The organism is Pontiella sulfatireligans (assembly GCF_900890705.1).
GTDB lineage: Bacteria > Verrucomicrobiota > Kiritimatiellia > Kiritimatiellales > Pontiellaceae > Pontiella > Pontiella sulfatireligans.
On sequence record NZ_CAAHFH010000001.1, the window covers coordinates 1,855,631 to 1,871,100 of the forward strand.

At 53.7% G+C, this 15,470-nt stretch carries 11 protein-coding genes; 4 read left to right on the forward strand and 7 right to left on the reverse strand.

Annotation, left to right across the window (positions count from 1 at the left end):
• Positions 1-35 precede the first annotated feature (35 nt).
• Together SCARR_RS06285 and SCARR_RS29665 are read right to left on the reverse strand one after the other, a co-directional pair.
• Complete coding sequence (locus tag SCARR_RS06285) at positions 36-1,205, reverse strand: PEP-CTERM sorting domain-containing protein (protein WP_136060650.1); 1,170 nt, start codon at positions 1,203-1,205, stop codon at positions 36-38.
• A gap of 127 nt (positions 1,206-1,332) precedes the next feature.
• Positions 1,333-4,689, reverse strand: coding sequence for a fibronectin type III domain-containing protein (locus SCARR_RS29665; protein ID WP_136060651.1), 3,357 nt, complete (start codon positions 4,687-4,689; stop codon positions 1,333-1,335).
• A gap of 255 nt (positions 4,690-4,944) precedes the next feature.
• On the opposite strand from SCARR_RS29665, the gene SCARR_RS06295 reads away from it, so the two are divergent.
• Together SCARR_RS06295 and SCARR_RS06300 are read left to right on the forward strand one after the other, a co-directional pair.
• On the forward strand, positions 4,945-5,568 hold the full coding sequence (locus tag SCARR_RS06295) for an RNA polymerase sigma factor (RefSeq protein WP_168433056.1): 624 nt from the start codon (positions 4,945-4,947) through the stop codon (positions 5,566-5,568).
• A gap of 5 nt (positions 5,569-5,573) precedes the next feature.
• Positions 5,574-7,646, forward strand: coding sequence for a serine/threonine protein kinase (locus SCARR_RS06300; RefSeq protein WP_136060653.1), 2,073 nt, complete (start codon positions 5,574-5,576; stop codon positions 7,644-7,646).
• On the opposite strand, the gene SCARR_RS29470 is transcribed toward SCARR_RS06300, so the two are convergent.
• Genes SCARR_RS29470 through SCARR_RS06315 form a run of 3 tightly spaced genes read right to left on the reverse strand, consistent with a single transcriptional unit; the run spans position 7,618 to position 10,813 of the window.
• Positions 7,618-7,932 (reverse strand): winged helix-turn-helix domain-containing protein, encoded by a 315-nt coding sequence (locus SCARR_RS29470; RefSeq protein ID WP_136062123.1) that lies wholly within the window; start codon positions 7,930-7,932, stop codon positions 7,618-7,620. The genes SCARR_RS06300 and SCARR_RS29470 overlap by 29 nt on opposite strands.
• Complete coding sequence (locus SCARR_RS06310) at positions 7,901-8,977, reverse strand: hypothetical protein (RefSeq protein ID WP_136060654.1); 1,077 nt, start codon at positions 8,975-8,977, stop codon at positions 7,901-7,903. The genes SCARR_RS29470 and SCARR_RS06310 overlap by 32 nt, the downstream gene beginning before the upstream one ends.
• A gap of 12 nt (positions 8,978-8,989) precedes the next feature.
• Positions 8,990-10,813 carry an endo-1,4-beta-xylanase gene (locus tag SCARR_RS06315; protein ID WP_136060655.1) on the reverse strand — a complete coding sequence of 608 codons (1,824 nt, stop codon included), beginning with the start codon at positions 10,811-10,813 and terminating at the stop codon, positions 8,990-8,992.
• Positions 10,814-10,827: 14 nt separating this feature from the next.
• Between SCARR_RS06315 and SCARR_RS06320 the strand changes: the two genes are divergently transcribed.
• Together SCARR_RS06320 and SCARR_RS06325 are read left to right on the forward strand one after the other, a co-directional pair.
• Positions 10,828-11,037 (forward strand): type II toxin-antitoxin system HicB family antitoxin, encoded by a 210-nt coding sequence (locus SCARR_RS06320; RefSeq protein ID WP_136060656.1) that lies wholly within the window; start codon positions 10,828-10,830, stop codon positions 11,035-11,037.
• Positions 11,034-11,273 (forward strand): type II toxin-antitoxin system HicA family toxin, encoded by a 240-nt coding sequence (locus SCARR_RS06325; RefSeq protein WP_136060657.1) that lies wholly within the window; start codon positions 11,034-11,036, stop codon positions 11,271-11,273. The genes SCARR_RS06320 and SCARR_RS06325 overlap by 4 nt, the downstream gene beginning before the upstream one ends.
• A 140-nt stretch (positions 11,274-11,413) precedes the next feature.
• Here the strand turns inward: SCARR_RS06325 and SCARR_RS06330 are convergent, their stop codons facing one another.
• Both SCARR_RS06330 and SCARR_RS06335 read right to left on the reverse strand, forming a co-directional pair.
• A complete protein-coding gene (locus tag SCARR_RS06330; RefSeq protein ID WP_136060658.1) occupies positions 11,414-14,026 on the reverse strand; it encodes a sulfatase-like hydrolase/transferase in 2,613 nt (870 codons plus the stop codon).
• A 9-nt stretch (positions 14,027-14,035) separates the two neighbouring features.
• Positions 14,036-15,430, reverse strand: a complete 1,395-nt coding sequence (locus SCARR_RS06335; RefSeq protein ID WP_168433057.1) for a sulfatase — start codon at positions 15,428-15,430, stop codon at positions 14,036-14,038.
• Positions 15,431-15,470 lie beyond the last annotated feature (40 nt).

Here is a 15,470-nt window from a genome sequence, read left to right on the forward strand (position 1 = left end):
CGGCCCAAATATGCGATACCTTGCTATGGCTTGCCCTACATCCTGAATGCCCTGCGAACGAACAGCAGGGTCGCGCCCATCGCAGCGACCAGCCCCAACGTGGCGGGTTCCGGAATAACGGTGTAAACCGAGGTATTGCTTCCATCAAATTTTGAGACCAGCAAATTGTCACCGGTACCAAATACCTGATCGTAGTCCGTTCCTAAATCAAGCGTATTGATGTCCACAATCCCACCACTCCCGGTTAACGTCCCCGCAGCGACAAGAGTCGCTACATCGGCCGTGTGGTCGCCTTCCCATACCAGCAGCCCGTCGGCCGAGAAGCTCATATTGGTGAAGCCCGAAAGCGAAGCAGCAGACAGCAGCGACAGGGTTCCCGACGCGCCGATTGAGATGTTGTCGGCGTTCACGGTACCGCCGTTAAGATTCGCGGCACCCGTTAGTCCTGCCGAACCACCCACGTTGAGTTGCCCGACCGTAAGCAGTCCATCCGCATCGACCGTCAAGGTTCCGCTGCCGGTGTTCATTCCACCAACCCGTGCCCGGTCTGCCGTCACGGAACCGCCGGAAAGAACTGCGGTGCCGGTTCCATACATGCCGACAGATAAATCGCCGCCAATAATTGCTGTGCCCGCGGTGATACCGAAGTGCCCGGAATTGTCCGGCGCTGAGAAGGAAGCGATCATGAAATCGGCGGCGACACTCATATTTCCGCCACTCATATTGAGTTCCCCCCGCGAGCCCGAGTTTCTTCCAAGATCCAGATCGATGCTCGAGGTAAAACTGCCTGAATCCAGATTGATGATGCCCGTTCCTGAATAGCCAATTGCGGCATTTCCCGACGCATAGGAAACCGCCCCGCCATCAATATTCAGGATGGAAGTGGTGCTTGCTGCATTCGCCAGGCGCAATTGACTGAAACCGATTGACCCGCCGGTCGCCACATTAATCGTGTCGGTTCCACTCCCTGCCACATCGCCCGTTTGCGTCTTGGCAAAGGTGCCGACATCCGAATCGATCGTGGCGACCGCGTTGCCGCCATTAAATTCAACCAAATCGCCGGCAGCGGGAATGCTGCCTCCAACCCAGTTCGCCCCGTTCGTCCAATTTCCAGTAGCCCCCGCAGCCCAATCAACGTTAGCCACCGACGTGTCGGCCAGGCCGAGCACCGCGATTGCCAGAACCGCGCCTGTTATTTTATTCATTTTATTTTCCTTGTTTTTTCATCGAACCAACCGAGAAAACCTATCTCTCCGATCTGCCGATCCGACCCTATATTTAAAAAAAGTGTACGACGAAAGTTCCAGTGATTGGAACTTTCGCCGTTTGGACCTACTCGGTGATTTGCAGGCCGATGAACTTCACGTCCAAGTCGATAGGAATCAGGTTGGTTACCGCATCCAATCCCAGACCGGGGTTGTTCGGATTCCATGGGCCTGCTCCATCTTCCACGGCATCCGTGGCTTCAGAGAAGGGAATATAGACCAGATTGTCGGTGTCCAATACCGTGTAGACCGGACGAGGTTCGCTATCCAGTCGCGGATAGACATAGACCAGATTGGTTCCGGTTTCATCCACTCCCAACATTAGATCCTGCTTACCGTTGTCCGCGGGATCACTCGGATCACCCATGGTTCCCCACTCATGTACGTTAACGACACCGTCGTTATCCGGGTCGGCATTGGCTTCGGCATCGGCATTGTAGATATTGAATCCATCGGTCCATAGCTGGAGCGACGTAGGTTGCTCGCCGGCGCTGACGCCAAACGATTCAACATGAACATAGATACCCAGCTCTGAGAAATATCCTACCGCCTGTATATCATTGAATGCCGGTGCGGTCCCAAATGAGTTGCCCACTACCGTCATCATATTTGTCGTCGTAGCTGTGGCCAGCGTGAGTGTGGTCCACAACTCCTCCGAAATATCAGAAATGACAAGCGGCACCTTATCACTGATAGAGGTCTGACTGATATACCAGATCGAACCATTCCGGATTGCGGCATGCAATGCGCCTCCGCCCCACCCGGTAGAATCTTCAACTTCAGCGGAATAGGAAGCCACAACGCCACTGAAGTCCTGGATTTCCTCGAACCAGCAGAGTACAGACAGCGTTGAACCCGCATCGGCTTTTTTGGTACGGAGTCGAATGTAATCTAACGGGGCGGTCTGGTCGATTCGCCAGTTTTGATAATCAACATCCAAATCCGTAGACTGTTTAAATATCTGCGAAATAGACGCCAACGGGGGTACCGCATTCGTGTCATACGTCAAGAGTCCATGATACCAGCTTGCTTCACGGAAAAGAATCGCATCGCTAGATACCGGAATAGATATATCTGTGGCTTCATCCCCGTTCACATCAGCAGTCACGGCCAGTCCTGTTGGGCCCCAGCCTTTGACAATAACCGCCAAAGGACGAACCGGAACGATGTCAGACAACGCTTCCGCCGGAACGGTCGGATATACCGAAGCCACTTTGTAGAAATAGGTGGTTCCGTTAGACAGTCCATCGGAATCCGTGTAGTCCAGCTCGGCTATGTTGGTCAGCAGTCCGTATGGCCCGTCAATATCCAACGCTTTATATACGTTATAGCTGCTGGCTTCCAAAGCGGCTTGCCAGGTAAGGATCGCTGAAAAGTTTCCGCCTTCTCCAAATACAATCGGTGCAACCGGAGTCGGCTGAACGTCATCTGCCTTGATCAGACTGAATGAATCGATGGCAACACTCTTGACGCTGGTAGGAATCGCGGTGCCAGTTCCCTGATCCGATTTACCTTGATCAGCATCTTCGCCAATACCCATGCCGAAATACATGAAATCAGCACCGTAGGCATCCGTGGATCCGTTATAGGCATCCTGTACGGTAGTCGCGTTGGTGTAGGATCCTATGATCATCTCCGCCACGGCCGTGTAGGTATTGGTGATCGATGATTTACGAATGGTCCAGTTAATCGTAATCGGATCGGTCACAGCATCCGGACCGTTGGTGGCATCGTTTCCGTCATTCTCCCAGTTTGGATCCCAGCCTGCAACGTCACGCGCCGCTTCAAGAATACGAGTATTGTTAGACTGATTAAAGGTCAGATCGATGCGCCCGGAAGCCTGCGTTCGAACATAGAAGAAAATGTCATTTTTATCGGCATTATCCAATCCCGAATCTGGATCGGCGGTCAGGCCGAATTTAAACAGTTCGCCACCGGAAAGACCCGCGACATCATTGGTTCCCGTAAACGAACCCACCACATTGGTGCCTGATTCATCATAGACATCAAAAGTGCTGATCACTTCCTGCCCGGGTGTTGCCGGAGCCTTGAGCTGGAAGGTGATCGATCCCGTCCACTCATCGCCCACGTTGTTGGACATGATGGTGTTGTAGTACACGTCATTGGCCAACGTATTGTCGAAGTTGTTGGTATAGGCTTCGGAATCCGCGAATCCGGAACCAGCAGCATCGGTGATCGCGAATACCGGAGAAGTTCCTAGAGAGGCATCCTTCCAACGGTTCTGACCGTCGATATTTCCATCGGCATAGGCAGGGGCATCGGAAGCGGAGAAGTCCGTATCTACAATCAATCCGGTTGCTGCTGACTGCGGCTCAGCAGAGACTTCCGCAGAATCCGCATCGGTTGCTCCCGTTGCGCTGGCCCGCACGAAATAATAATAGGTCGTGTTGTTAAGAGCAGTTGTATCCACGAAGGAGGTGCCGTTCGTGGTTCCAATCGCTGGATCCAGAAAGCTTCCAGACGTTGTTGAGCGGAAAACCTGATAGCTTGTGGCCTCTAAAGAGGCGGTCCAGCTGAGATCAACCAGATTATTGCCGCCATTGGCGGTCAGCACCGGAGATTCGAGAACCGGCGCATTGCCGCTGGTTTGATCGACGCTCATAGAGTCAATGGCGATATCGATCAAAGGGGCGGTTCCCCCGTCATCCGCATCGCGATCATGCCCCATGGCCAGTGTCATACTCACAGCATCATAGGCATTGCTTTTCACCATCGTGTTAATGTTTATGGACGGATCAAATACGGAGAACGCACCGGTATTCTTGTTGGACAAGACGGCAACCGCGGAATAGGTATCGGCAATACGTGTTTTACGCAACGTCCAAGTGAGGCTTAATGGATCGGTTTCAAAATCTGCGGTAACATTATTCGTATCCAGAAGCTGAGGATCCCATCCAATTGCTTCGTCGCTTAGCTCTCCGAGAGTCTGATAGTTTCCTCTTTTGCTGAGCGTCACCTGCGTATTCCCATTATTTTTATAGCGCAAGTGAATGGTGATATCTTCGTCATCGCCAGAATCCAACGCATTGGTTGCTGCAGCGGTCAATCCGATATCAAAAAAGTCATGGGCACCCCCCAAAAGGGCGATATTGGTTCCGGGACTTGCGGTTGTGGACAATGAAAAATCCATCACGCCTACCCATTCGTCATCTTCCGCATTTCCAAGGGTTGCAGGATGATAGACATAATTCCCATTGGTCATATCGAAACTGCCGGCATAAGGCGCGGTATCCGCCACCCCGCCGCTCATATAGAAGGCCTCTGCGCCGGTTTCCGGCATCGATGTCCAAGCCGAGTTCAATGTAATATTTCCCTCTGTATAGTCAGAGAAGTCTGTATTAATCAAACCTGATGCTCCGGATATCATTCCCGCACATAGTATAATTGGTAACAACCGCTTCATGTTCTCTCCTCCTGTTAGGATTATCTAGTTATGCCATACTTTCCTAGTGACAATTTATTGACGTGGGTGGAAGTGATATAATGGACACGCTAAGCATGGTTTTTTTTGTTTTATGGACTCATTCAGTCTAAAACCCCGCTTTTGTTATATATTTGTTATACTTCCCGTATGTTTTTTGATACTCCTGCTTTCATTTGGGACTACAACCACCTGACAGCTCACTCATTTCCGTGTATGGTTCAGATATCAAAAATTATGAACGAGAAGCCAACAACCGAGACCGAAGATCCCAACCGCACGCGGGCGACACTCATCCGGCGGGTCAAGAACCAGCACGATGATGCGTCGTGGGAGGACTTCGACCGCATCTACCGGCGATATATCTACGCCATCATCCGTGGCATGAACATTTCCGAACATGACGCCAACGATATTGCCCAGACGGTACTGCTCGGCATGTGGAACAAACTGCCGAACACCGATGTTGAAAATATCCGACGCTTCCGGAGCTGGCTCTCGACCATAACAAAAAATGCCGTACTCGATTTTATCAGGAAGAGAACCCGCGACACCGAGCGTGTGCATAAGGCGGAAAAGGAAGACGACCTCACTTATCTCAAAACCATCAGCCTGCCGGACATCGAAAAGATTGCGGATAAAGAGTGGAAGCTTCACCTCACCAACCTCGCGCTCGAAAACATTAAGCCGCTCTTCTCCGGACATGCGATCGAAGTGTTCCAACGCAGCCTGGATGGCATGGACATCAAGGCCATTGCGAAGCAGCTCGACCTACAGGAAAATTCGGTCTACCGGTTGAAGAACCGCGTTAAGAAACGTCTAATTATTGAGATTGAGCAATTGCGCGAAGAACTGGAGTAAAAGACGTGGGCGACGAAAAGCATCCGAATATGGAGGATCAACTCCTTACGCGAAACGAACGGGTGCTCGACCTTTACGACGCGAAATCCTCAGACCTGCCCGACGAAGAGGAAGAATCCCTTCTGCCCATCCTGAATTCACTCGAAGAAAGTGAAGAGCGCTACAAGGAAATCGATCTGATTGCAGAAGGCGGCGAAAAACGGGTAACGCGCGTGCATGACCACCGCCTGAACCGCCAGATTGCCATGGCGCGCGCGATCAAAGCAAAGAACCGGCAAGACCAGGAGCAGTTTCTGCGAGAAGCCCAGCTCGAGGCCAACCTCGCCCATCCGAACATTGTGCCGGTGCATAACATGGGTATCGATCCCGAGGGCGTGCCCTTCTTTACGATGGAATTAATACCTGGCGACAGCCTCAAAACCGTCATCAAAGAACTGCGAGAGGGAAACGAGGAGTATGTACGCCGCTATCCCTTGAGCGTTCTGCTGCACCTATTTCTGAAAATATGCGATGCCATTGCCTACGCCCACTCACGCAACGTGCTGCACCTTGACATCAAACCAGACAACATTCGTGTTGGCGAATTCGGGGAGGTGTTCATCTGCGATTGGGGGCTGGCCCGGATTCTCTACTCCGATATGACCACCACCGATACGGGCACGCTGGATGGCGATATCCTTAATGACATGACCCAGACCGGCATGCTCAAAGGAACACCCGGCTTCATGGCTCCGGAGCAGACCCGCTCGCAAGGGGACAAAATATTTCAAACGGACATTTATGCCATGGGTGCCCTGCTGTACAACATCCTGACGTATGAACTTCCGGTGTCTGGAAACTCTGCAAACGAACTGATCGAAAATACCAAGGCCGGGAAAATCATCCCGCCCCATTCCCGCCGCAAGGGAGCGAAGATTCCGCGAGGGCTTGCAACTGTGTCGATCAAGGCCATGGCTTTGGATCCTTCGGATCGATATCCTTCTGTCGTAGAACTACGCGCTGAAATCACACGTTACCTCAACGGCCTTCCTACCCAGGCAGAACGTGCAGGAATCGGCACCCGCCTTTCTCTGCTAATCAAGCGCCATAACCAATATGCCGCGCTGCTTATCTTTTCCCTTCTCCTTCTCGCTGCGGTCATCAGCGTAAACATGGTCAAACTCAATCGCCAAAAGGCAGCCGCGGTGTCTGCTCGCGTACAGGCAGAAAAAAACTTCCGGCTCTACCGTGAACAGCAGGATGAAGTGGCTAAACTGGGAATCGAGCTATCCGACACTACCCATTTCACCGCACAAAGCGGTGACTACTCAAAGGCACGTGAAATGATCCGTGCACTTGAAATTGCGCTGGATAAAAATCCCGAGCCCCAAAAACGGAATGACCTTTTAGTGAAAAAAGGGACAGCACATTTTGTGCTGCAGGAATTTAATGCCGCATCCGAGTGCTTTGAAGAGAGCAAACCGAGCAAACCGATTGACCTCGACTCCTGGCAACTGAGTAAAAAATATGCAACGCTCAAGCCCAATGATCGGCGCATGCTTTCCCTGCAACAAGCAACCGAACTGGTAGAAGAAACCATGAGCCTAAACAAGGCCATAAATTATTTCTACTATTATTACATAATGCGCAAACCCTCTCCAACTCCGGAAGCCTATCTCCCGCTGGCCATGGCCATGCTCGACAAAGTGAACCGGATAAACCCAACGACATCCAAACACCCCATGAAGCTGGAGAAGCGCCCCAATGGCCACCACCTCGATCTGACAGGATCGTCCTACCAAATCTTCTCCTTAAGCGGGATCGGGCTATTAAGAATCAACATACTGGAGCCGTTGGAGCCATACTCTATGGATATCAGCAATCTACCGCTACTGACCCTCGCCGAATTCAAGGGACTTCATGTCAAAGAACTGAACATGACCGGGGTAAAAACAAGCCGCAGACGGATATTGATCAAGCAGCTGGAGGAAATGGGTGTTCAACGCGTTATTATGACAACTGGTGACTACCCCGACGATATTGTCGATGAGCTGCGAAGCAAGATTGAGATTATCGATTCAGAGTCGTCATCTCGTTGAGCCTGCTGGGCATGTCAGTCACGTAAGTACCGCTGACGCACTTAAGAAACCCTTCGCACATGAGCATTTTCAACGCATGCCGAACCGTATGCTGATGGCAACCCATGTGGTCACCCAGCTCTTTCGCCGGCAGCAATCGTGCTCCGGGCGCTAAGCGCCCTGACTCAATCTGCCCACGAATCTCATTTGCAATATTCGCATACTTCCGATTAGGGCACCTGTCCGGTGCCCTAATCGAAATAGATAAAACCGAATCACTCGGCGAAGGGCACCACCCAGCACCGATTGTCGGCTCCCGAGTGTTCCTCGACGATCAAGCTGCCGTCGGCGATCCGTACCACGCCGACCCCCGAAAATTCACGGGGGATTTCCAACAGGAAAAAATGGAACGTCTTCGTGACCTCTCCGCCGGGGGACAGCGTTTCGATGGTCGGATGGCCAAGAAGCGGGCCTATCCGCTCGATCTCCTCCAGCGGGAAGCCCAACGGCGTCGTACTGAATTCAATGCCCAGCGCCGACGGTGCGCCATCCTTCCACTCCTGCCAGATGCGCGTCCAGGGATAGTCCGATACCGGCCAGATGAATCCGGTCATTAATCCAAGGTCCGGATTGGAGAGGCATCCCCACCCTTCGGTGACATCCTTGGCGCACAGATAGTTCACCACAAGCGGAACGCCGTTGGTCATAGTTCTCAAGTTGAGGCGCTGCGATTGATATTCGATTTCCGGCCAACAGATCGGATCGCCGGGGATCTCGGAAGGTTCTTTCGAATTCACGAAGCCCGTTGCTCCGTTGCAGTCCACCAGGACCGAGCGACTCAAAAACGGCTGCGCATGCGACGGATGAATCAACAGGTTGTAGGTTTTGGGGAACGGATTATCATTTCGAATGCGATCGCGCACCCGGCAGACCGATGAATCCTTGAACAGGCAATATTCCCGCGCCAGCGTCATTCCAGCGATTGGAAGTATGCACTGCATCCGTAAAAGAAGGTGTCCCGCAACGGACGTCTCTCGCCCCAGCACCTTCCACTCAACCGAAGCCGCCTCCCCATGGAACGGAATACCCCGCGCCTTGTCCTCCGGGGAGGGCTGGCCAAGCCGATCAAAACAGGTGAAGAGTCCTTCTTTGACGGAGCGGTCATTCTTGTTCCAGCGTTTGGCCCGCCAGCTGAAAGGGTTCAACTCGCTCCCGGCCAGCACGCAGCTGGAAACCGCACCGCCCATCCGGTTGATCTCCATCCGCATCACCCCGTTGTCGAGCACCACAACGTCATCGGCAGAAGCAACGGCCGTCAGGCACACCAGAAACAACAACTGTATCTTGAACATTGGAACTCCGCTTTAAAATTTAACAACAACCTTGTCGGAACCCTTGAGCAGCTCGTGCTTAACGACCTTGGTCTTCCCGTTAAACAAAACCGTGATTTCATAGTCGCCCAGAAAACCGCGAACGCCGGCTAAACCCTCAGCATTGGTCCGGCTGATTCTCTCGGTGTGCCATTCCTTTTCGATCATGTGTTCCCAAGCTAGGGCGATGCGCTTCTTTTTCCAGTCCGCGGTAAAAAATGCCGCGGCCGGCTTTGAAGAAGACAGCTCCCCCACACACCAGGTCATGATGCCGGTTGTTTGCGGATGGCTGAAAACGGCCGTCATGAAATCGCGCGCATACCGCGCCTGCAGCAGCTCGTCGGTTTCCTCGAAATCAAATTCCGTAATCTGCATCTCCAGCCCGTATTCGCCAAAGCGGTCAAGACGGCGCAGGATTTCCTCCGGCGGAACGGGCGCGCGGAAGTGCCCCTGCAGACCGATGCCGTCGACCGGCGCGCCCTGCTCCAGCAGATATCCAATCCACTCATGATAGTTGTTCTGATGAGCCTCATCGCTTCCAGACAGGATGCCGTAGTCGTTGACATAACGCTTAAAGCTGGGATTGGCTTCTTTGGCAATGCGGAACCAGTCCGCCACCACGTCTTTGTCGTACATATCCACAAACTCATGCTGCGAATAGAGTTCATTCACCACGTCCCATTCCGCAAAGGTGTCAGGATACTGGGTGGCCATTTTTGCTACGTGTTCCTCAATGACCCGCCTGAACTCGTCCGGTTTGTCGGCCCACTTTTCCTCCATGCCGCTGGGCAGCCTTTTCCACGCCGGCCAAACCATCACATGCCCGCGCATCGAAATATTCCGAGCCGCGCACCAGGCCATCGCTTCTTCAAGCTGCTCGTCATTATCCCGATAAAACCGCCACTTCATCCGGTTTTCAAAAACAGCCTTGTTAAACAAATCTTCCACCGCATCCTGATGCCGCTTTGATTCCTCCGGCTTTTTAGGATTAAACATGGCATTAACCGACAATGCCGCCCCAAAGCCGAAGGCATGGTTCTTCAGCTCCATCTGCACCCGGGCTCCGGGAATCGGCCGCCCCTGCCGGTCGACCACCTCCACCAGCATGTTTTCCATGCGGTGCTCGCGGATTCGTTCCTGTGCGGCTTTGCGCCAAGGAGCATCGGGCTCCATTCCTTCATAGCGCGTTTCCGTAATCGGCAGTTCATCCATCATCCGCTTGTTCTTGTAGTTTATAATCTCGAACCCGCCGATCTGGATGGTCTGGGGCTTCAACCCGCCCAACCGGAAGCCAATTGCACAACCGGCATCACCCGGCACCGGAGCCGTATGCGGAATCAGAAAATGTTTCCATCGTTTGCCGACCGTATAGGTTTTAGTGAACAAGTTGCTGGGCCGTTCCTTGTAACGGATAGAGGACGTAACCAGGATTTTTCCAAGTGCCGATTCATCGGACGACTCCAGGCAACGCGCAAAAAAAGAACACAGGAGCACATCGTCTTTTTCAATCCGACCGGCAATGCGGTTATTGTACTGAATGTCGAAGATTCGGTCCGTACGTTCCGTCATTTTTAGTTCAACGCATTTTTTCGCCGAAATCCCGGAAGCGGATCGAACTTTTTTTTCAACGGACTGGCGCTTGCCGCCCGAAACACCCCACTCAAGGAATTCCTGTTCAAAGGACAGCTCCTCGCCCCCCATCGGAATCCTTTCAGCCTGAACCGTCAGCGCTCCGAGAAACAGGGGGGCCAAGACCATGCCGCTCAGGCCATGTACAGCCGCTCTATTTATCAACTTGCAGAAACTACACCCGTGCATATATATTCCTATTCATGAAAGAGTTAATATTCGAGGTCACACAAGATGCCGATGGCGGGTATTCCGCAGAATGCCTGACCGAGGCTATCTTTACCCAGGGCGATTCATGGCAGGAACTGCGCGAGCAGGTCAAGGATGCCGTCCAGGGATTCTTCTTTGACAGCCCGAAACCGGATTCGATCCACCTGCGCATGGTACGGGACGAGGTGATGGCGGTTGCATGAAGCTGCCTCGTGATCTCGGCGGAACCAAGCTTGCCCGAACCCTTTGCCGGAAATGGGGCTATAAGGAAATACACCAAACCGGAAGCCACATCATTCTTGAAACCGAAGATCCTTCCCATCAGCGGATTGCCATCCCTGCACACAAGAGCCTTAAAATCGGAACCCTGAACAGCATACTGCGCTGCGTGGCGGATCATAAATCCACCACGCGAGAACGTATTCTTGACACTCTTTGACCAGCTCAAACCAACCGACCTTTCCTTTCGCCCATTTTCCTTCCTGCTGAAATAGACGAGGCGCCCTGCCTCATTGTGACAGAGCAACCGCTCTTTGCGCGCACAACGAGGCAGGATGCCTCATCTATACTTTGTCCACTTCAACTTTCCGGCTGGAGCACCAGATCAACTTTATAGAACCCTTCATTTCCAACCATTGGGAGTACAGCTTCGTTGGTCGTGATTCCGGTTCCTTCCGGCATCCACGTGCCGGCGGTGAGATTGGTTCGGCTATAGAGGTCGTAGTCGAAGCCCAGATAATCGCCCCACGACAAGCTTAGGTTTCCAGACATTGGAAGAAGCGTAGCCGGGGCGGTTGGATCGTCGAGCCAGGCCTGCGGCGGCTTGGAGACATCATCGGCATCCGATTTGGTGATGACGCCCGAGCCTGTGTTGTCACCGGCGTGCCACGCCTGAAGTTTTCCCAGCAGCTCGGCCGCTTTCTCCGGCATCGATTCCGAGAGGTCGAAGGCTTCTTCTTTGTCGAGTTTGACGTTGTAAAGCTCGTAGTTTTTGCCGGGCGTGGTGTACCACCAGATCAATTTATAGTCGCCGTCACGGATGGCGCTTGAATCAAAATCGCCCGTCGAATAGGGCCGCGCGAGCGGGCAGTGCCAGAAGATCGGTTCGCCGCGGTCATAGGTCGATCCATCGAGAGCAGAAGCAAAGCTGACGCCATCGAGATGATTGCTTGGTTGCAGTGGCAGGCCGGCCAGTTCCAGACAGGTCGGATAAATATCAGTTCCATTGACGACCGCATTTGAATTAACCATCGTTGCCACGCCTGCACCGGACACAATGAACGCTTCACGCATGCCGCCCTCGTAGAGCCAACCCTTGCCCGTGCGCAGTGGAAGGTTGGCCGTCGCCAGCTCGCGACCGTTGTAGCCGCCGCGATTGGAAAGCCCGCCGTTGTCGGCCGTAAAAATAAAGACCGTGTTTCCGGCGATACCCAGCTCGGCCACCTTGTCCATCAGCCGGCCAATGTTGGTATCGACACTTTCAATCATCGCCGCGTAGATTGGATGATCCTGCCGCATCTTTTGCTGGCCTACGCCGACGTTGATGTATTCCGGCTGATCGCCGTAGTCCATCGTTGCCAGCTTGGCCTCATACTTTGCCACCAGCCCAGCTGGTGCTTCGTAAGGCGTATGCACGCCGTAGTGCCACATGCAAAGGAACATCGGTTGGTCGGCATTTGACGACATCCAATCAAGCGCCTCGTCGGTCAGGCGATCCGTCACATACTCACCGGGCACGCCCTCCTCTTCAAAATAAAGCGCGTCGGTGGCCAGCTCGCTGGTCGGCGCAGCAACGCCCGGCATTCGGTACGGATAAAAATAGGTCGGAGGAGCACCGGGCTTGCCTCCAGAAAAATTGACATCGAAGCCCTGATTCTGCGGAAGGTTGTCGGCGCCGTGCGTCCCGATCAGATGCCACTTGCCCGCGAAGCAGGTGGCATAGCCGCCCGCTTTAAGCGCTTCGGCGACGGTCGTGTCCCAAGGACGCAGGTTGCTCTCAGGGCCTCCCGGCACGCCGTTGGCGCCGGGGAAACGGCCGCTCATCAGGCCGTAGCGCGACGGCAGACAGCGCGGGTGCGCGGCGTAGCCTTGCGTGAAGCGCATGCCGGAGGTGGCCAACTCGTCGATGCGCGGTGTTTCATAAAATTCCGACCCTTGGATGGAAAGATCCATCCAGCCAAGATCATCGACTACGATCATCACAATATTGGTCCGGCTCGTCTGCGGAGCCGTCACGAAAATTTTAAGCGTCGCGCTATTGGTGCCGCTGATGCCGTCGGTCACCGAAACCGTCCAGTGATTCGTTCCGAGGTCGCCGGCCTGCGGTGTGCCGGAAATCTCGCCGTTGGCGGCTACAGACAGCCAGGTGTTGGAAGGTGAAACTGAAAAGAACATGGGATCGCCGTTGGGATCAGATGCCTGGTCGGCGATCGAACCGGTATAGGGTTGGTTTGTTACAGCAGATGTTCCAATCAATGGATCAGTGATAAATATAGGAGGCAGGGGTTCACTGCTGATTTCGGCAAAAGCCACTCCCGCAATCGAACCCGAATTTTTGCCGAGATTCGCAGGGTCGTACGTAAAACTCCATGCGCTCGCCGCGGTCGTTCCATTGGTTTCGGAAAGGCTGGTGATACGCGAGCCGGAAACACCTGTTACGGTATTGTCCAGAACCCCTTTAAGAGCCGAGCCCGACTCGATGACAACGATGTTATCATAGGTGGTTCCATCCCAGCCATAGCTCATCGGCAAGCTTATGTTTGCATCTGAATTAAACTCAACGGCATCGCTATCCAGAAAGGCAAGGTTTCCGCTGTCCGCCGTCAGCTTGTAAAGCCAAACGCTCGCCGTAATAGAGACGGCATGAGAGACCACAAAGTCGAAGGTTCCAGGGGAATCAATGGTCAAATAGCTCACATAGGAATTCGGGTTCGGGTCTGTACCCAACTGCGAACGGGCATCCGCTTCGACAAATGTTCCGGCGGTGGAGCTAAACGTCAGCGGCACTACGCCGCCCCTTTTGTTCGAACTCACGGCCATGACCACGACATCGCCCTTCACCACCGACAACGTACCGGTGGAGGCGAATGTAGTCTTGCTTAGATTATTCAGGCTTTGAACGGTATGCGATAGATCGGCATGGACCCACGCACATGCGACAAAAGCCACCAGCAGTAATCTAAGCCTCTTCATGATCAACCTCTACTTGCTCTTCAGCAGCATGGTGCAGCCGACGCCCTCTTCGCGCATCTGCCGGGCCAGTTTTTTCATGAGCGGCTTCGAGCGTTCATCGACGGCGAGGTTCACGGTTTCGAGCGGATCGGTTTCGTAGTCGTAAAGATCGCGGCTGACCACTTCACCTTTTTTAACCCACTCAATGTAACGGTAGCGCTCCGTGCGGTAGGCATACCCCGTCATACCGCCGCGGCGAATCAGGTTTATGCTTCCGTTACGCACCGAGGTCTTCGGATTTTTCAGCATCGGCACCAGACTTCTGCCCTGCACCTGACCCGGAATTTCGAGGCCGGCCAGTTCGCACAGCGTCGGGTAAACATCAATGAATCCGGACGGCAGCGCCGTCTTTGTGCCTTTTCCAACCTTTGGAGGAATTATGATTAACGGCGAACGAGTCGCCTGCTCCATGTTGGTGTGCTTGGCCCACTTGCCATGGTCGCCGAGATGGAAACCGTGGTCGCCCCAAATAACAATGATGGTGTTGTCGGCCAACCCGAGGCACTCAAGGTTTGCCGTCAAACGGCCGATCAGCGTGTCGACAAAGGAAACGCAGGCATAGTAGCCATGAATCAGTTCGGCCTGTTTTTCTTCCGGTATATCACCCTTGTTCGGGATGTCCGAATGGCCGCGCAGTTCGGCGGAATCGTCCCACGCATTCGGGGTTCCGCCCTTCGGCTTCATCTGAAAGCTGGCCAGCTTCACATCCGCCCGATTGTATAGATCCCAATAGGCTTTGGGTGCAATGAACGGAAGGTGCGGCTTCTTGAAGCCCACGCCGAGAAAGAACGGCTTGCCGCCCTTAGCGAGCTGGTTCATCCGTTCGATCCCGGTCTCGCAAATCTGGCGGTCATCGTGTGCCGCCTCGTCGTTGGTCGAGGCTTCGCACGAAACCTTTCCCTTGGGATTGTATCCTTTTCCAACGCCCCACGAGTAAGGAACCGACCACGAGAGCGGGTCGTCGTCGCTGCGGCCGCCTTCGACGCAGCGGTTGTCATTAATTTTCCCGGTGGCGGCGGTTTCATACCCCTTGCTTCTGAAATACTGAGGCAGGGTGACCAGATCCGGCAGGATGGCCCGCATTTGCTTGAAGCCCATCACGCCGGTGGTCTCCGGCATCAGGCTGGTCATCAGGCTGGCGCGCGACGGCCCGCAAACCGACCACTGGCAGTGGTTGTTCAGAAAGACCGTTCCCCGATCGGCCAGTTTATCGATGTTCGGCGTCTGGGCAAACTCGTCGCCGTAGCAGCCGAAGACCGGTTTGCAGTCGTCGATCGCAATGAACAACACATTGGGTTGCTGCTTGGCCTGTGCAGCCATGCTTAGACCTGTTGCCATGACGGCCGCTATAAAATATTTTTTCATTCTGATCTCCTGTCCAATCCCGCTATGGGAAACGCCCGGC